The sequence below is a fragment of the Flavobacterium saccharophilum genome (genome assembly GCF_900142735.1).
GTDB lineage: Bacteria > Bacteroidota > Bacteroidia > Flavobacteriales > Flavobacteriaceae > Flavobacterium > Flavobacterium saccharophilum.
The window spans coordinates 316,773-334,662 of record NZ_FRBY01000002.1; the positions used below are offsets into that span (position 1 = coordinate 316,773).

The 17,890-nt window shown below is 35.8% G+C and carries 16 protein-coding genes; 4 read left to right on the forward strand and 12 right to left on the reverse strand.

Features of this window, described 5'->3' with window-relative positions; translation table 11 throughout:
- Positions 1–196: 196 nt before the first annotated feature.
- From BUA98_RS06885 to BUA98_RS06935, 11 genes are all read right to left on the reverse strand, one after another.
- Positions 197–850: a GNAT family N-acetyltransferase gene (locus BUA98_RS06885; RefSeq protein WP_072970884.1), complete on the reverse strand. Its 654-nt coding sequence runs from the start codon at positions 848–850 to the stop codon at positions 197–199.
- A gap of 265 nt (positions 851–1,115) precedes the next feature.
- Positions 1,116–2,534 carry an SDR family oxidoreductase gene (locus BUA98_RS06890; protein WP_072970885.1) on the reverse strand — a complete coding sequence of 473 codons (1,419 nt, stop codon included), beginning with the start codon at positions 2,532–2,534 and terminating at the stop codon, positions 1,116–1,118.
- 15 nt (positions 2,535–2,549) lie between these two features.
- Positions 2,550–3,233 carry an SDR family NAD(P)-dependent oxidoreductase gene (locus BUA98_RS06895; protein ID WP_072970886.1) on the reverse strand — a complete coding sequence of 228 codons (684 nt, stop codon included), beginning with the start codon at positions 3,231–3,233 and terminating at the stop codon, positions 2,550–2,552.
- Between the two features lie 352 nt (positions 3,234–3,585).
- Entirely contained in the window at positions 3,586–4,929 is a 1,344-nt protein-coding gene (locus tag BUA98_RS06900) for an AMP-binding protein (RefSeq protein WP_159433456.1), read from the reverse strand.
- Positions 4,922–5,497 (reverse strand): hypothetical protein, encoded by a 576-nt coding sequence (locus tag BUA98_RS06905; RefSeq protein ID WP_072970888.1) that lies wholly within the window; start codon positions 5,495–5,497, stop codon positions 4,922–4,924. The genes BUA98_RS06900 and BUA98_RS06905 overlap by 8 nt, the downstream gene beginning before the upstream one ends.
- Positions 5,490–7,253: a DUF58 domain-containing protein gene (locus BUA98_RS06910; protein WP_072970889.1), complete on the reverse strand. Its 1,764-nt coding sequence runs from the start codon at positions 7,251–7,253 to the stop codon at positions 5,490–5,492. Before BUA98_RS06910 ends, BUA98_RS06905 begins: the two co-directional genes overlap by 8 nt.
- Positions 7,246–8,217 (reverse strand): hypothetical protein, encoded by a 972-nt coding sequence (locus BUA98_RS06915; protein ID WP_139256994.1) that lies wholly within the window; start codon positions 8,215–8,217, stop codon positions 7,246–7,248. The genes BUA98_RS06910 and BUA98_RS06915 overlap by 8 nt, the downstream gene beginning before the upstream one ends.
- Positions 8,205–9,797: an AAA family ATPase gene (locus BUA98_RS06920; RefSeq protein WP_208857978.1), complete on the reverse strand. Its 1,593-nt coding sequence runs from the start codon at positions 9,795–9,797 to the stop codon at positions 8,205–8,207. Before BUA98_RS06920 ends, BUA98_RS06915 begins: the two co-directional genes overlap by 13 nt.
- 25 nt (positions 9,798–9,822) lie before the next feature.
- Entirely contained in the window at positions 9,823–10,818 is a 996-nt protein-coding gene (locus tag BUA98_RS06925; protein WP_072970891.1) for an AAA family ATPase, read from the reverse strand.
- Entirely contained in the window at positions 10,805–11,380 is a 576-nt protein-coding gene (gene pnuC / locus BUA98_RS06930) for a nicotinamide riboside transporter PnuC (RefSeq protein WP_072970892.1), read from the reverse strand. The genes BUA98_RS06925 and pnuC overlap by 14 nt, the downstream gene beginning before the upstream one ends.
- A gap of 65 nt (positions 11,381–11,445) precedes the next feature.
- A complete protein-coding gene (locus BUA98_RS06935; RefSeq protein WP_072970893.1) occupies positions 11,446–12,615 on the reverse strand; it encodes an MFS transporter in 1,170 nt (389 codons plus the stop codon).
- Between the two features lie 191 nt (positions 12,616–12,806).
- Here BUA98_RS06935 and BUA98_RS06940 point away from each other — a divergent pair, with 191 nt between their 5' ends.
- Positions 12,807–13,286: a hypothetical protein gene (locus tag BUA98_RS06940; protein WP_072970894.1), complete on the forward strand. Its 480-nt coding sequence runs from the start codon at positions 12,807–12,809 to the stop codon at positions 13,284–13,286.
- A gap of 21 nt (positions 13,287–13,307) precedes the next feature.
- Here BUA98_RS06940 and BUA98_RS06945 read toward each other — a convergent pair whose 3' ends face one another.
- Positions 13,308–13,748, reverse strand: coding sequence for a putative quinol monooxygenase (locus tag BUA98_RS06945; protein ID WP_167547711.1), 441 nt, complete (start codon positions 13,746–13,748; stop codon positions 13,308–13,310).
- A 459-nt stretch (positions 13,749–14,207) separates the two neighbouring features.
- Between BUA98_RS06945 and gndA the strand changes: the two genes are divergently transcribed.
- From gndA to pgl, 3 genes are read left to right on the forward strand one after another with little or no spacing between them, the layout of a single operon-like run.
- On the forward strand, positions 14,208–15,617 hold the full coding sequence (gndA, locus tag BUA98_RS06950) for an NADP-dependent phosphogluconate dehydrogenase (protein ID WP_072970896.1): 1,410 nt from the start codon (positions 14,208–14,210) through the stop codon (positions 15,615–15,617).
- Positions 15,618–15,643: 26 nt separating this feature from the next.
- A complete protein-coding gene (gene zwf / locus BUA98_RS06955; RefSeq protein WP_072970897.1) occupies positions 15,644–17,176 on the forward strand; it encodes a glucose-6-phosphate dehydrogenase in 1,533 nt (510 codons plus the stop codon).
- Entirely contained in the window at positions 17,160–17,876 is a 717-nt protein-coding gene (gene pgl / locus BUA98_RS06960; protein ID WP_072970898.1) for a 6-phosphogluconolactonase, read from the forward strand. Before zwf ends, pgl begins: the two co-directional genes overlap by 17 nt.
- Positions 17,877–17,890: the final 14 nt, after the last annotated feature.

Below are 17,890 nucleotides of genomic sequence, written 5' to 3' on the forward strand. Positions count from 1 at the left end.
ATAAAAAATACGATGGTAAATACCATTATGTTGATAATCCTGTCTTTATTCCGCATAGATTTATTGGATAAATATAGTTTTGTAAGTTCCTTGTTTCTTGTTTTATTTACTTTCATAGTTCTTTTAAATTGAGATTATTGACTGATTTTATACCTGAAATCCAGTGATAAAAAATTAAAGAAGAATCCAAAATCCATTAGTGAGACTCATTTTCTTTTGGGTTATACCGCATGGCTGTACATAAACAGTTTTTTCTTTCTTTATACATTAATATTGGGCAATTGACACAAGACTTACAATCTTCCCAGAAATTATTATCTGCAGTCAACTCTGAATAAGTGACTGGCTCAAAACCAAGTTCGTGGTTCATTTTCATCACAGCCGAACCAGTAGTCAGACTAAATATTATCGCCTCGGGATATTTCTCGCGGCCCAACTCAAATATTTTTCTTTTAATTTTTTTTGCAAGACCAGTATGTCGGAACTCAGGAGCGACTATTAATCCCGAATTAGAAATATACCGATCATTATCCCAAGAAGATATAAACGAAAAACCTGCCCATCTACCATCTGGTGCAAAAGCAATAACAGCTTCACCTTTAATCATTTTTGTACCCAGAAACTCCGGAGTACGTCCTGAAATCCCGGTTCCCCTGGCTTTAGCAGATGCTAAAGTCGTATCACAAATTTCTTCTATCCAAAAGACATGATCAGCGTTGGCTACTTGAACGGTGAAATCTATTTCATCAGAAACTTTTTCATTAAGCAACAGTATTGTTTTGTTTCGTAAAGAATCAGGTCGAAGAAAATCCTGGCCTGAAAAATCGATAATGCGTTGTTGGGTTTTCATAAGTGATTTAGTATTCCTCGATTTTAATTATACTAACTGACTGAGAAATACAAAAACAGTATATCCAAATTATATACCATTATTGGTAAACCAACTACCTACACTCTGTATATCAACAATTTGCAAAACAGTAGATTATCTTACACATACTGATATCCTTATCAAAATGATAAGATCATATCATTTTGATCAAGTTTTAGGAACAAATAGTAAAATGAAGTTTTTAAAGAAAAAAATAAGGTATAAGGAAATAAATGCAAATTAATTAACCAATCAATTTATTAATCATTCCATTAAAAATAAAACCATGGAAAGGCAAAACGCTGTACCAGTACAATTTTCCTAATATTCCCTTTGGTTTAAAAGTGGCTGCCTGATATAAGGTGTTATTAATAATCTTAAATTCCAGCCAGGCTTCACCGGGTAATTTCATTTCTGCATACAGCACTAATTTCCCTTGTTCTTTATTGGCATATACTACGCGCCAAAAATCTAAGGCATCACCGGGATGTATTTCATTTTTATGCGTTCTGCCTCTCCTGGCTCCGACTCCACCAAAAATCTTATCAATAAATCCACGTAAACTCCAAAGCCAGTCCCCGTAATACCATCCAGTCTCGCCACCAATAGACCAAATTCTGTCAATTGTGTGAGAGCGGTTTATAATTTTTCTTTTTCTTCTGTCAATAAAACAATCTTTTTTGGGAACTTTGAGATATTGGCTTACATTTCCCTGAAACTGACCGCTTATCAAAGAATCCTTCCAGCTCGAAACGATATCATCTTCCTTTATTTTTACCAGTGCTCTATCCAGGGATTCTTTATATGAAATTGGATTTACGTTCAAGAGCGCATTTATTCGGTTATCACTACATACAACTTCTACTTTCATACTGCTTACCAGGGCGGTAGCTAATTTATAGGAAGTAGAAGTCACAAAATACAACCAGTAAGAAGACAATTTTGGCGTCATTACCGGAATTGTAAAAATGTATCTTTTTAGTTTTTTAGCTTTGGCAAACTGGAGTAACATTTCTTTATAGGTAAGGATATCTGGACCGCCAATGTCAAAACTCTGATTATAGGTTAGCGGGTTTAACAGTGACTTGGTTAAAAATTGCAATACATCCGAAATCGCTATGGGCTGACATTTAGTATTGAGCCATTTTGGAGTAATCATAACAGGTAGTTTATCAACTAAATCACGTATTATCTCAAATGAGGCACTGCCCGATCCTACGATGATTCCTGCTCTTAAAGTCGTTGTTGGAATTATGGCGTTTCTTAAAATATCCTCTACTGCTTTTCTCGAAGACAAATGTTTGGATAATGACACATCATTTACAATACCACTAAGATAGATTAGCTGTTGGGCTGTAGTTTTGGTTATTCTTTCCAGAAAATTATTAGCTGAAATACTTTCCAACTCATCATAATTTGAAGCAGAACCAGACATGGAATGGATCAGATAATAAGCTGCATCGATATCATCTGGAATATTTATTAGACTCTCCGCATTTAGAAAATCCACTTCGACCACGTTTAAATTTTTCGCAAATTTATTTGGAAAGTAAAACCTGTTTTTATCTCTTACGCAACAAGTCACATCATGCCCCTGTTCCAGAAGCATTGGCAAGAGCCGTTTGCCTATATAGCCTGTCGCGCCAGTTAAGAGAATTTTCATCTTTATTTTTTTCAATCATAATTTAAAGCTCACCAGACCATAGTCCATCTGAAAGATCTGTCCTGAAATAGATTGTGCCTTATCGGAAATAAGAAAATCAGCCATCTCGGCAACTTCTTGTGGTTTCAGGTAATCTTTCATGGGATGTCGTTCTATCATATTTTCTTTCATACGATCATTACGCAGAATCGAAGCCGACAAAGAAGTCTCGGTAATAGTTGGTGCAATAGCATTAATACGAACCACAGAAGCAAGTTCAGCGCCTAAAGATTTTACAAGTCCTTCAATACCTCCTTTCGCAACAGCGATACTGGCATGAAAAGGCATTCCTAATTTTACAGCAACGGTACTGAATAAAACAATAGAGGGATTATCTCCTTTTTTTAATACGGGCAGGTATTTTTGAATAACCTTCACAGCACCAATGACATTAATTTCAAAATCATCTCTAAAATCATCAATACTTAAGCTTAAAATAGGTTTTAGGTTGATGGACCCCGGACAATAAATTAAAGTATCGATACTCTCAATATCGGGCAAAATATCACAGAGAACATCAACGTCAAAATGAACCAGATTAGGATGCGAAATATCCGGCGTACTCCTGCTGATATTATACACCAAATTTTGTTCTAATTGCTGAAGTAAAATAGCACTGCCAATTCCTTTGCTGCCTCCTATAATTACAATTTTTTTCATCTCTTAGCATTTAAAATATTCTTTAATAAATTCTTTTGCTATATGTAAAGTTTCAATACGGTTCAGATCTTTTGTTGTAATTCAATTAACAATAAAAGTGAATTAATTGGATCATTATGTTAAAGGTAGTTCTTTTTGTTTAATTATTTAATAAAAATATTAAACAAAATAGCTTAATTGTATAAATTATCAAATGATGCTTATATATCTTACTCCCTAAAAAAAAGGTACTACGTGGTTTGAAAAATGTACCCCAAACAAAAAAGGAAATTATATTTTGGTGAAAGGACCTTCACTAATGGCTAATAATCCTTATTTTGGTAAATTCAAAATGGAGTTTTAGGATTAAAAACTATATTAACTCTGAAGAATAGAGCGTTTTTTCTCCTATATTATTTTGAGATATTTTTTGAATATCGACAAGTACATCAATATCATTTTTGAAAATGGTTTTCAAAACTTCGGTGATTTCCTGTAAAGTAACTTCGTTAGAATATCCTAGAAAGCTAATCGATTTATCTTTTCTCTGATGTATTTTAAAACCTGCCAATGGCAACTCTGATAAACAATTAGAGATATCAATATTATTAATTTTCACGTTTGATTTGGTATAAAAAACAACTGGATTTCTAGCTTCCAAATCAACTAAAAAAGGAACTCCATTTTCTATTTTTAAACTACAAAAATCACCTGTTCTATAACGTATTAAAGGCAGAAAAGGATTGTTGCCTCCCGTAACCACCAACTCTCCCCTTTCACCATAAGGAAGTTTTACATCTTTATGTTTATCAAAAATTTCTAAATACAAATCTGGCCGAATAACCTTATGCCCAATTCCGGCAGCATACGCTATATTTCTACATTCCGTTAGCGAATAAAGATCTATCACGGGGCATTTGAAATAATTTTCCAGTTTGTTTTTTGTACCTGTTGTCAACTTCATCGCAGAAGAAATCAGCGCTTTTGGTTTCAGTTGAGGAGCTAAATCTAACAACGCCATAAAAGCTATCGGATCACCCGTAAGAATTTGGGGATTATACTTCTCAAGGTATTTTACAGCATGATCAGGCCGGTTCCATTCTGAAGGATTTAGATTTATCTTTAAGATTCCTGCTCCTTCCAAATACGTTGATAAGGAAGCATAGGTCAATGTTTTTTCCTGCGCACAGATCAAAGCGATTGCTGTCGTATTTTTGCCTTCAGTGATAGCAATATTAAAATCTTTGAGAACGGACTCTATTTGTGGTAACCACGAAGCTTGAGAAACAGCATCAAAAAGTACATCTAATTTCGGACCTGTTGATCCGGAAGTATGATAAACCAATAACTCATTTAAATTGGCTTCATTAGAAACAAATAAATACGGAAAATTTCTGATATCTTCTCTTGAAACGGTTGGAAAGGAATTGAAATCATCCCCTTTATTTTGGTAAAAAGGTACTGTTTCAATACACCATTTTAAATAGTCGGCTATCCAATCCGGACTTTGTCCTTCGTTCCAAAAGACTTTTTCATTGTAGTATTTTATTTTATGAGAATGAACTTTTGAAAGCTGAACGGCATTTAATCGATCACCACTTTTAAAATTAAATTTTGGAGCAAAAACATCCTGTCTAAGTGCATTTAAAAAACTTAGGTCATCAAGCAACGGAAAACGTTCCTCGTCTGTCAATGCTATTTGTGGACCACTACTCACGCCCATAGGTATTTGCCGCTTCTCTGGCTTTTTGCTCTTCCATTTCCCGTTTAATCTTCATTATTCGTTCATGCGCTTCGTAGGATTGTTTTAAAACTTTATGTCTTTCAACACTGCTTAAAGAGGACAATTTGTCTGCCGCCTCATCCTGATTTTCTCCATAAGGCAGAATTTCACAACAATATAATAACAAGCGTACCATTTCCTCTGCCCGTTCCTCGTCATTGATCCATTCATTGAACTTTACATAGGCACAAGCCTGTTGTAATTCTACAAACCAAAAGTTATATAATTTATCTTCTATAACAGGATTATTTATAAAATCCGGATGAGAAAGCAACCATGTCGAAATATGAATTGCCCGCCAATGATTATCACTAATTGTCCCTAAATTGGACGGGATTTTAAAATCATTCCGCAAAAAATCATTACTTACAAGCCTGTATGTATCGTATACCAAAGCAATAGAATTTAATCCCTCCTCTAAAAAAAAATCAGAAGGTTTAAAAAAGGTCTCCGGACACTTTCGTAAATACGTAACTAATTCAAAAACATCATATTTAGACATAGGCGTAATTTTGTTGTGAAAATTCAGCTGCAAACTTTAAAAGTTCTGTTTCGTTTGTGACGTAATATATATTCCAACCCATTTTTCGTAAACGTATTACCAAATCATTATTGTAATCGGGAGGCGAATGTAAAACCATCGTTCCGTGCCCGCCCGCATTTTTTAAGGCAATTTCAGCCAGTTCCCAATTTGTTTGATCGGTGTGTGTGTCAGCATTTAGCATACTAAAAATATCATTATCAGTAACAATTACGATGTGTGATTTCTTCTTTGGTTTTTCTCCAAATGGTTTTCGTAATCGTTCAATTCCATACGCATAACCCGTACCTAAATAAGAAGTTAAGGTGGTTAGTAAATCGGTTTCGTCTGTAATAAAACCATCCGTTTCTAAATAATCTCCCGGCTCACCAGATAGACAACCCATAACGGAGGCGCCGGCACGTAACGCAGATAATCCAATAATAGTCGCTGCCAGAATGGGCCATGAAAAATTATGTCTCGGATTTCCCATCGAGCCGGAACAGTCGATACCTAAATATATATTTAGCGGACTTTCTGAAATACTGTTATCAGAATCCGACCCGTAAGATCTCTTTTGAGTCGTTAATCCCGGAATAATTGTGGGTGATGTAATGGCAGATTGTAACCAGTCTACTTCTTCGATGGCGTCTCCAATATCCCAGGTTTCCAGTCCTTCCGGTAAATCCATAGACTTATTCTCTGAAATTTCTACAGGAAAATCAATCAAGTGCGGCAATGCAATTTCTTTATAATAAGCATTGACCAAACGTTGTTCATCTGCTTTTGGATTGACCTGCTTCATTAAATCAATGTAATTTCCAGGTCCCATATAGCCTTCTCTTGGTCCTTGCCCACCCTTCCTGCTTTTTTCTATGCCTAGACTACCCTTATTTTTTTTATCACCATCATTTTCTTTTGAACTAATGGCTTCTTTTCGCATGTCGATTACTTCATCATACCCTTCCAAATCGAGTTCAGTCATGCCGGAAATATCCATAGCTCCTTTGCCTGCATCTTCTGCATCTAAGAGTATTAAAATCTTTTTGCGTGCCTCTTCAAATTTTTTGTCATCCATTAAATACGGATACAACATCACAGCAAATCTGCCGCCACCATGAATCCAGCCCTTTGAGTAACTTCTAATCAAGGAGGCTAATAATGAAGCATCAGCATCTATTTTTTTACTATGGAATGATAAATTGATTGCTAATTCGCCTCGATTTAAACGCCATAAATATTCATAAGTCCGCATCATTAGCGTCCATAATTCGGTAAAATTATCTTCGGAATTAATCGCTTTATAAACCTCCGACATTCTTAATTTATTGACGCGCTCTAATTTATCATTGATTAAAAAATCAGTGTATAAATTAGACACCATAGGCGCTCTGTCTTCAATGCCCGGCAGCGCAAAACGAATCCGATTCAATAAAATAGCATTATCGTATAAATTGGCAGGCGCGAAAATATGATGACCAATTTCGTGTGCTAAAACTTCAATAGCATAGTCGGTAATACCGCGTTCTGTAATTTCTTCCAGATTAATCACAATACGATGATCATTTAATCGAATCATGGCAAAACTGCCTGTAAGTCCCTCTTTCCAGGCGTCCTGATGTGAAAGGCACCAAATAGGTTCCTGCAGACGCAACAAAGGATTCCACTCCAGTTTTGCCTGCTGCCACTGCGATTTCCATGACACTAATGTTTCTTCTATTTCAGATAGATTATGCATTTCCAAGACTGAATAAGTATAAAAAATAGGAATTTTTCAGGGTAAAGACCAAAGTGTTTTCTGTTGTTACTACAGATGAAATGTTATCTGCATCAATTTTGTCACTGTCTTTTCCAAGCCATTTTTCCAGGGTTTCTAATCGTTTAGAGTTGGCTAAAATGTAAGTTGCATCAACCGTATTTGCCGGAAGTAATACCTTCCCAAATTGATCTGCGAAAAGTGCGTAACTGCTTATTGAATCAGTTACAAATATATTCCCATCAATTTGGGCCAATCTTGGTGGATTTTCAAAAAATCCATTCTCCGCTCTAAACCCTCCCTGAACACCTTCAAATTTTGTGTTGTTATTTGTCCATGGATTTTCAAAAAATTGGACTGTATTTTTATCTGATCCTAAACTGGTACCAATAATTTCCTGCAGATTTTCAGAAAGCTGATCAAAATCTTCTTTTAAGCGGGTTCTCAAATGTGCCATACCGCATTTCCATGCATAAATACGCCCCACAATTTTAAAATCTTCAATAGTTTTAATCTCTGCGCTACTTTTACTCATAAGTTGGCACCAATCTGTTATTTTTTCAGGTGCATACAAATGAAAACTGGAAAGAACATCGCTTAATAATGAAATGGTTTTTATTGGAAATTTCGCTAACAAATTCGGCATTTTTGCCATTAACAGCCAGGCTTGCCTGTACTCCTCTTTATAACGAATTGCGGAACCATTTCCGATTAATTTCAATGATTCCTGATAGAGCGCTTTTACTACTTCATGCACTTTTTCCGGAGCAGCATTTAACGCAACCGTTTCTGTCACAATAGGTTCCACAACTTCTACCATCCAATTGGCAATGATATGCGCTGGCAAACTGCCATACTTCATTTCGCTCTCATTGTATCGTTGATTGTACAAGGAACTTTTCTCGCTTAATTCTGCAATAAGTGGTGGAAAGCTTATTTTTTCCATTGCAGCCATCTTTTATAGTTCGTATAACGTTGGTGCAGATACTTTAATTTTAAAATATCATCTGCTCTGTAACCGTACAGCTTTTTCTCTTCAGACCATTTCTGTAGCTGCTTTTCAATATTTAAAAGTCGGTTATCAATTTCTTTTGAAGATATATTCTCAAGTCCTTTTTTAAATTCTTCTTCAAATCGATCAACAGGATCATTTCTATCCAGATCCTGACTCACATATTCATCACAAGATAAATCGAACAGGTTTCGCAACCATACAATTCTATCTACTCTGTAAACTTCATTTCCTACCTGATCAAAAAAGGGAGATTCTAAATGCGGTGTTAAACTATCGTGCAAAATGAACGGTAACACCTGTCTGATATCTTCTAATTCGACTTTTTTATTTCCTCTAAAATAGGCCAATGCCTTAGAAAACATTAGCAAAGTCATGATTTTTCTAACCGACAAACCATTCTTTGCCTGCGAGCCTAAATCTTTAATCGGGTCTTTTCCGGTTTCTTTTCTAAAAAGAGTACGCATGTCCATACCCGACAATTTTGCGGTGTCTTTGGTCATGTATTCCAATCGGTTGGATGCAGGTTCAAAAAACTCAAACTGACGACAGAAAAACTCGATGCGTTTACGCAATTCAGGGTCGATTTGTACGCCTCTGATTTGTTTATTTACAGTATTTAATTCTTCTTCCGTGAAAATAATTTCTTCCGGAATTATCGCTTCCGGCTTAAAATTGAGTTCAATACGCTGCAATAAGTCTTCAACAAACCTTGTATTAAAATGCATTGCTCTGATTACAATATCAATCCTGTCCTTTAAGGCTTCAATAACCTGATACGTTCCTCCACCGGCATCATCATTGGCTGTAAGATACCATGCACCATCCGGACATTCATAAATCTGATCGAAGATTTCGGCATAGTTATCTGCCAAAACGGTTAATAAAGCAGATTGTGTTCTGGTCGGAATTCGATTGTATTCATCGATAATTTTTACCCTCATTCCCAACCATTTTCTCCAGGCAATTCTAATATCCGACGTCTTTTCAGCCTTTACCATATCTGAAGGTAATGGGTGCCCTAATAAATCTGAAATTGTCATTTGAGGCTGACCGTGTTGAATAGCGCGCATCACATCCTTATTGTCATATCCGGCCAACAAACCCATCAACACAGAAGTTGCTGTTTTTCCACGCCCAGGTCCACCAACAATTAGACATTTACCTCTAGCTGCCAGGTTCAACAAAGGCATTAACACGAAGCTGGAATAACTCTGATCTGTTGGTAAGTAAACAGGCACTTTACTGTCTCCAAATAAAAACTTTTTAGGATCACCGTCATTAAATTCAATATCATAATACGGACTAATTATCGCTGTATTCGTTATCCAAAAATAGGCCTGACGCAATTTTTCATCCAGCGTAATGGAATCGCCAGATTCATTTTGAGGATCATCACTTGAATAAAGATCTTCTACTTGAAATTTCTTGTTGCTTTTAACATCTTGCGGATTCGTAGGCGATTCCGGGACTTTCTTAAAAAAGCCCATTGTTTTATTGAATAAGTCAGACATGGCTCTATTTTGGTTCTGGGTTAGATTAAAATTTATTATTTTCTCTCGCCGACAATACTTTGGAAACTTGTTCAATTCTTTCGGCAACACTACCCTTAAGCATATGATAACTAAGGTTTCTGGCGTTTAAATCTTCGATGATTTTTTCTTGAAATTCTTTCCTTTTTACATCGCCCGATCTGTCCCAGGTGTCATCGTACGGAATATCTGTATCACAGACAAAGATTAGATCGTGCCTGGTTTCTGCCACTTTTGCTAAATTTTCTAATTCTGCTAAGGCATCTCCATGATAATCCAGCGAAAATAAATACGTGGTTATGGCATTGGTGTCAGAAAATAAGAATCTATTGGATCGTAACACCAGCGCATCTTCTCTTTCAATGTGACCTTCAGCTATTTTTAAGAGATCTTCTAAAGTTAACCTTTTATTGACCTGATGCTTCTCCCAATATTCTCTTCCATATTCCGGCATCCATTGCGTATCAAAATGCACGGCTAATTTTTCTGCTAAAGTCGTTTTACCCGTTGACGGCGCACCGAGTAATACCACTTTCGTAATCAAATCATTATAGACTTTAGGGTGAACAAAATCTTTATATTTAAAGGAATCTTTTCTGATTTTCGTAGCGGATATCGGGATTATATTCCGACTCACATCAACTTGTCTGTTTATGGCATTCAGCGCAATACTCATATGTTCGCCATAAGGTTCACTCGAGTAAAAATGGGAAATGTTACGATTATCTAAAACACTTAAAACGTAATCTTCCTGAATTTTCATAATCTCAGCGGTATATCCCGTATCATTTGGTGAATTTACACCTTCAATAACTACAATATTTGGATATATCTCGCGTATCCAACTGGCTCTGGTTGCCAAAGAAATATTTATTACAGGATCGTCATAAATTAGCACGATCACTTCATCCATCTCCTTAATAGCCGTTTCTATTAATAATTGATGCCCTTTATGAAAAGGGGCAAATTTGCCCAATGTCAATCCAACTTTATTGTTTTTCATATGCAAATTCTCCGCTGTAGGCTTTTTTCCATTCTAAGTAGCCAATTATAGCCATAACTAAAAAAAGCACATATAATGCTGTTGTAAAATATAAGTCCTTGTAGGCATATATGATTATTGCCACCACATCGACTATTATCCAAAATAACCAGGACTCTAATACCTTTTTTATCATTAAATATTGGGCAACCAAACTTGCTATCATTATAAAAGCATCTTCATAAGGATAGGATGCATCCGTTTTTGTCTGCATAATATATCCCGTAAAAAGTGTTGCTATAACGGTCAAACCAATCCAAAAAGTTGTATTTGTTAGTAATGTGACACGCAATGTACTTTTATTCGAACCACCATACTTCCAATTGTACCAGCCAAACACTTGCAGGAATATATAAATAATATGCAAAATCATATCCGAATATAATTTTGATGTGTAAAAAACAAAGCAATAAAGTGTTACCTGAAGTAACCCAAAATACCAACACCAGATATTTTGTTTGATCGTGAAATAGACGGAAAGAAATCCAAAAATTGCACCAAATAGTTCTATAGTTGTATCCATAATATGGAGATAAAGATATAATAATGAATTAAATTTTTAATGAGCGAAGAATAACATTTGACTCATTAATGTTGTTTTAATCTCCTCCAATATAAAAGATACAGAATACCTACGCATAGTATTACGATATCGATCTTCATTATAAGTGGGATACGCGTAATTATATCACTGTAGTAACTACCTCCTATCAACGCTCCAAGACCAATTCCAAGCTCCATAGAAATATACATTGTTGCAATGGCTTTCCCCCGATGTTGCGGGCTGCTGAGATCGATTGTCCATGCATTTATGGCTGGTGATAATGTTCCGGTACCCATTCCGTAAATCGCTGCCCCTACTAATAATATCGTAACACTTGTACTTTCGCTTATTATGAATAACGAAAAAGCGGTCACTATTAGTCCGACCAGTATAACACTCGTTCGACCGTAGCGGTCAGAAACTTTTCCTGCTACAAAGCGAACCAAAACGGATGCTGCTGTAAAAGAAGTAAAAAATATTCCTTTGTTTACTGCACCAAGATGTTCGCTCCAGTCAGGTATTAAAGTAAGTATTAAACCATATGCTGTATAGGAGAAAAAAGTTATTATTCCGGCTGGAAGTGCTCCAATGTCTATAATATCAGTTCGGCTGATAAAAAACATCGATTTGTGGAGTTTTTCTTTTGCTGCTAAGGTTTCTTTCATGTTCATCACTATAACTATTGATAAAAAAGCGAGAAATGAAGAGCTGTAAAACATCGCATCCATTCCATAAGCATTTACAATTAGACTTCCTACTGCCGGCCCCAAAGCTCCTCCAATACTAAAACACAATCCATGCATACCCAATGCTTCTCCCCATCGTTCCTGTGGAATTATATCTGCAACATAGGCTGATGTTGCAGTAGGCTTGAATCCTGTTGAGAATCCGTGAACTAATCGTAAAAGAAGAAAACCAGAAACTGAACTTAAAACTGGATATAAAAAGCCGCAAATTAAGCATACTACAGAACCTACTGCCATGACCGGCACGCGTCCCCATCGATCAGTAAGTTTTCCACTGAAAGGACGTGATATGGCCGCTGTGAGTGTAAATAGTGAAATAATAAGTCCTTTATATTCAGCTCCACCCAAACTGCTCAAATAACTGGGAAGCTCTGGTATAATCATGTTAAAACTAGAAGAAAATAAAAGAGAACTCAGACAGAGCAAAATAAACTGTAGCGTATAAATGGACTTTTTGTTTGGTGACATTGGGGAATTTTTAAAACAGCCAAATATACTCGTTTTGATGAAATAGTGAGATATCTGTTTTTCTGTGCCAATTAGTAAGCTTTACTCACTAATTTTCAGATTTGTATCCTGCAAAATCAAAATAGTTATTATATAACAAACTTCCTGAATAAAGAATTAAATTTGAAATATTGTTATTAAAAAATACTGCTATGAAAAATTTCTTAATGCTTTTCTTATCCCTTTTCTTCTTTTCATGTCAACAAAAAGAAAACAAGGATACTTCTGTAACGGTTTCAGATTCAATTCTAATAGAAAAACCCAAAGAGGAAAGCCAACAAGCCCAGGAAAAAAACAAACAAATTGGCGACACAATCTTCCTGAATTTCAGGAATAAAAAAGATCTATTTGTAGCTGAAGGCTCTTTAGATTCTATACATTCGAAAATATTCGTTAAATTTAAAAATGAAAATTTAGGCGAATTGAAAGCAAAAATTATCCCCGTTACAGGAAAAGGAAACATTCGTTTCAACCAAATTATATTTCCTGATAAAACTTCAGATGGCCCTTTTGGAATGGATTTAAAAGTCGATCTCAAACAAAAAGGAGATCATATTTTGGTAATAGGACATTCGCTAATGGCCGACGAACCCTATTTTGGTAAATTTGAGGTGCAGCTTGAGAATATATAAAGAATAATCTATAAACAACTTTTATTCCTTTATTTTACTAAACAACATTTTCATTGATTCCGGATCAATTGCATCCATATCAATCAGCTGTAATGACTTCACCATTTTAAGCGTGCTTGTTTTATATTTTAAAAAATGAGGTGTTTTTAAATGGGATTTATAGGAATCAGTATCTTGATACATTTCTAATATTCGTATTTGAGTTGAGTCTTTCTTTTGAAACATCGGGAAGATTGCTAAAACTCCAGGCTCTAGCTTTACGGATGCTGCAGACTCTTCTTTTAGAATTGCCTTATATTCTGATAAATGTTCAGGATAAATTTCAATTTCTGAAATACGAATCATCATGTCTTTCTTTTGAGCTGATATCGAATTAGAAGTAAAAATTATAGTCATAATCATTAAACATAAAAATTTACTTTTTGAAAATCTGTTTTGAAGGTTGAGGATAAGCTTTTCCATATGCAAGTTCAATTTAATTATTACGTTTGTTATTTGAAATCTCTAATATAAGGGATTTTTAGCTTCTTTTTCTTGTTTACTTCCCTTTTGTATTTAAATAATGGCAGATAATTCCCTTATTATTTCGTTCCTAATTTTTGTTTAATCAATCCCACGATTTCATTGAAATATATTTCGGGTTTTAGTTTAAAGACTGATAATTCATAAACAAACAACAGTATTATGTCTTTCTAAATGTGTTTTTCACACATAAAAAAGTAACATAATAGACCTTAAAGTGGGCTAATAATCACTCGAAGTTTCATCATTTTTCTCTAACTTAGCGCGGTAGATCTTAAAATTTAAGATTGAGCCAAACTTTGTTTTTTCTGCAAAGAACTGAACGAAAAAGAATTACTATTTTTTCTACTCCTTTTTTTCAGAAAAACATTTTATAATAATTTTAGTTAATTGAAAACTATGAGCAAATTTGATTTTGGAATTGTAGGATTAGGTGTAATGGGTCGTAATTTACTTTTGAATATAGCGAGCCATAACTTTGCAGCAGCAGGTTTAGATTTAGATACCGAAAAAGTTAATTCTCTTCAACAAGAAGCCGGTGCTAATGATACCATTGAAGCAACAACAGATGTTAAACATTTTGTAGAACTTATTCAACAGCCAAGAGCTATTATGTTATTGGTTCCTGCAGGAAAGCCTGTTGACAGCGCAATAGCAAGTTTACTTCCGCATTTAGACAAGGGAGATATTATAATTGATGGTGGTAATACTTTTTTCACCGATACAGACAGAAGATTTTTGGAATTATCTGAAAAAGGAATTCACTTCTTTGGAATGGGAATTTCAGGAGGTGAAAAAGGTGCGAGATTCGGTCCAGCTATGATGCCAGGTGGTGATCAGAAAGCTTACGAAAGACTTCGCCCAATTTTTGAAGCTATTGCAGCAAAAGTGGATGGAGAACCTTGCGTAGAATATTTAGGAAACGGATCTGCCGGTAACTATGTAAAAATGGTTCACAACGGAATCGAATACGGAATCATGCAGCTTATTTCTGAAATTTATGACCTTATGAAAAGAGGTTATAATCTGGATGAAGATACTATTCAGAAAACTTTTGAAGAGTGGAACCAAACCCACGATCTTAAATCCTATTTGATCGAAATTACCGGAAACATTCTGAAACAAAAAGACGAAGACGGAAGCAGACTAATCAATAAAATTTCAGATTGGGCAAAATCAAAAGGAACAGGAAAATGGACTTCGCAAAACGCAATGGATTTACAAGTACCAATTCCGACTATTGATGCGGCAGTTTTTATGCGTGATATGTCTAAAACGAAACCGGAAAGAATTGAAGCTGCTAAAAAACTAGTTTGGAACGCTCCGGCAACTGATGTAAATACAAGCGATGCAATTGCGGCATTAAAATCAGCCTTATACTTATCTATTGTCGTGACTTATGCACAAGGATTAGCACAGCTACATACTGCATCTAAAGAATACAATTACGGATTAAACTTAGAAACTGTTGCCAAAATATGGCGCGGTGGCTGTATTATTCGCGCCAACATTTTAGAAGATTTCAGAAAAGCCTATGTTGCAAAAACAGATTTGCCAAACTTGCTTTTAGACGCTGGTATCGCTTCAAAATTAACGGAGAACCAGGCAGGAATGAGATCAGTGATTCAATTTGCAGTTCAAAAAGGATTACCTGTAGCAGGACTGATGAATTCATTAGCTTATTTTGACGCCTACAGATCTGAAAATCTACCAACAAACCTAATTCAGGCGCAGCGCGATTATTTTGGCGCTCACACTTACGAGAGAATCGATACAACCGGTGTTTTCCACACCCAATGGTCTGAATAAGGAACTATAAGCAACACAACACACAAATGAGTAAGTTCAAAAATATAAATCCAACCATTATTGTCATTTTTGGAGGAACCGGAGATCTGGCAAAAAGAAAACTATTTCCCGCATTTCAAAATCTCTACCTTGACGGCCGTATGTCGAAGAAATTTGAGATTATCGCATTGGGAAGAGCAGAAAAAAGTAATGAAGAATTTCGAAGCTATGTGCTGGAAAATCTAAATATCTTTTCAAGAAAGAAAGATACTTCAGATCCGGAAACTCAAAAATTCCTTTCTCACATAAGCTATCATAGCCTTGATATAGACAAAGAAGCGTCTTATCAAAGTTTGAATGAAAAGATAAATGCTATTGATGAAAGTTTTGGAGAACGTGCCAATCGTCTTTTTTATCTTTCGATTACGCCTTCTTTTATAACAACAATTTCAAGTAATATCAAGAAAATTGGCCTTGCAGCTAATCCAAAGCAAGACCGAATCATTATAGAAAAACCTTTTGGTTACGATAAAACTTCTGCCATTGCTCTTAATGAAATGCTTTCGCAGACTTTCAAAGAAGAACAGATTTACAGAATCGATCATTATTTAGGAAAAGAAACTGTTCAGAACATTTTGGCTTTCCGTTTTGGAAATTCGATGTTTGAACCTTTATGGAGCCGAAACTTCATCGACTTTGTTCAGATTACAGTTGCAGAAGAAGTTGGAGTTGAAGAACGCGGTGGTTTTTATGAAGGCGTTGGTGCCTTAAAAGATATGATCCAGAACCATTTGCTTCAAATTCTATGTATGACCGCTATGGAAGCTCCGGCTTCATTGGAGGCAGATGACATTCGAAACCGTAAAGCTGATGTATTAAAATCGATTCGCCGCATCAAACCGGAGGAAGTGGATCATTACGTTGTCAGAGGGCAATATGACGCAGGTGCTATAAAAGGAAAACCGGTTCCGGGATATCGTGAGGATAAAGGAATTGCACCGGATTCTATTACAGAAACCTACGTGGCCATGAAAATTTATCTGGACAACTGGAGATGGCAGGGCATTCCTTTTTATTTACGTACCGGAAAAAGAATGGAAGAAAAACAATCTTCTATTATTATACAGTTTAAACCCGTTCCGCATTCTTCGTTTTCTTATGGAAAAGAAGGCATGACGCCAAACAGGTTAATTATCAATATTCAGCCTGCAATGGATATCAAGCTGCAATTTATGACCAAAAAACCAGGTCTGTCACTTTCATTAAGACCGGCAGAAATGATCTTTGATTATTTCGCCTGCTCTACGATGTCACCAGAAGCTTATGAAACGCTTATTGCTGATGCATTGGCAGGAGATCCAACGCTATTCATGCGTTGGGATCAGGTAGAACAAGCTTGGGATGCTATCGATACGATTCAACAAGTATGGAAAGATACAGTGCCGGTTAACTTTCCAAATTACAAAGCAGGAAGCTGGGGACCTGAAGAAGCCGATGAATTATTGGCACGTCAGGGACACAAATGGATTCCAAACACACAAACAAAAGAAGAACTTTTAGAAGATGATACAGATATATAATACGACGGAAGAAATTAATATAACAGCAGCAGACCTTTTTGTAGCAGCAGCACAAAAAGCAATAGCTGAAAAAGGCCAATTTTCAGCCGTTCTTACAGGAGGCTCCTCTCCTGCCGGGATTTACAAATTATTAGCTTCTGATAATTACAAAACTAAAATAGACTGGAGTAAAGTTTTTATTTTTTGGGGAGATGAGCGTTGGGTTCCTCTTAATGATGACTTAAGTAATGCAAAAATGTCCTATACTACTTTACTGAGCCATGTTGCTATTCCGTCTGAAAATATTTTTGAGATGTACAAAGATGGCGTTACACCTGAAGATTTTGCTGTTACTTACGAACAGTCGATTAGAAAGGTTTTAGGCGACGAAGGAAAATTTGACCTAATCTTATTAGGAATGGGAGATGACGGACATACAGCATCACTTTTCCCAGGTGAGGCCGTTTTGGAAGAGCAAAATAAATGGGTTGCGGCCTATTACCTTCAACCACAAAAAATGCACCGTATCACACTTACGGCACCAATAATCAATAAAGCTGAAAAAATTGTTGTAGTGGCTTTTGGAGAGAAAAAAGCGCCTGCCTTGAAAGAAGTAACGACAGGAGAATACAATCCTTCGACATACCCGATGCAGTTGATTAAACCTGTTTCAGGAGAATTATTATTTCTTGTAGATAAAAGCGCAGCTGGTACTAACTAGAAAATTATTTTTAT

Excerpts from the sequence above, each read along its gene's own strand:
- BUA98_RS06895 (WP_072970886.1), bottom strand. The coding sequence starts at position 3,233 with ATGAAAAAAATTGTAATTATAGGAGGCAGCAAAGGAATTGGCAGTGCT.
- gndA (WP_072970896.1), top strand. The coding sequence starts at position 14,208 with ATGAGCAAATTTGATTTTGGAATTGTAGGATTAGGTGTAATGGGTCGT.
- BUA98_RS06915 (WP_139256994.1), bottom strand. The coding sequence starts at position 8,217 with ATGGAAAAAATAAGCTTTCCACCACTTATTGCAGAATTAAGCGAGAAA.
- BUA98_RS06940 (WP_072970894.1), top strand. The coding sequence starts at position 12,807 with ATGAAAAATTTCTTAATGCTTTTCTTATCCCTTTTCTTCTTTTCATGT.
- BUA98_RS06920 (WP_208857978.1), bottom strand. The coding sequence starts at position 9,797 with ATGTCTGACTTATTCAATAAAACAATGGGCTTTTTTAAGAAAGTCCCG.
- BUA98_RS06935 (WP_072970893.1), bottom strand. The coding sequence starts at position 12,615 with ATGTCACCAAACAAAAAGTCCATTTATACGCTACAGTTTATTTTGCTC.
- BUA98_RS06890 (WP_072970885.1), bottom strand. The coding sequence starts at position 2,534 with ATGAAAATTCTCTTAACTGGCGCGACAGGCTATATAGGCAAACGGCTC.
- pgl (WP_072970898.1), top strand. The coding sequence starts at position 17,160 with ATGATACAGATATATAATACGACGGAAGAAATTAATATAACAGCAGCA.
- zwf (WP_072970897.1), top strand. The coding sequence starts at position 15,644 with ATGAGTAAGTTCAAAAATATAAATCCAACCATTATTGTCATTTTTGGA.
- BUA98_RS06925 (WP_072970891.1), bottom strand. The coding sequence starts at position 10,818 with ATGAAAAACAATAAAGTTGGATTGACATTGGGCAAATTTGCCCCTTTT.
- pnuC (WP_072970892.1), bottom strand. The coding sequence starts at position 11,380 with ATGGATACAACTATAGAACTATTTGGTGCAATTTTTGGATTTCTTTCC.
- BUA98_RS06905 (WP_072970888.1), bottom strand. The coding sequence starts at position 5,497 with ATGTCTAAATATGATGTTTTTGAATTAGTTACGTATTTACGAAAGTGT.
- BUA98_RS06910 (WP_072970889.1), bottom strand. The coding sequence starts at position 7,253 with ATGCATAATCTATCTGAAATAGAAGAAACATTAGTGTCATGGAAATCG.
- BUA98_RS06945 (WP_167547711.1), bottom strand. The coding sequence starts at position 13,748 with ATGGAAAAGCTTATCCTCAACCTTCAAAACAGATTTTCAAAAAGTAAA.
- BUA98_RS06885 (WP_072970884.1), bottom strand. The coding sequence starts at position 850 with ATGAAAACCCAACAACGCATTATCGATTTTTCAGGCCAGGATTTTCTT.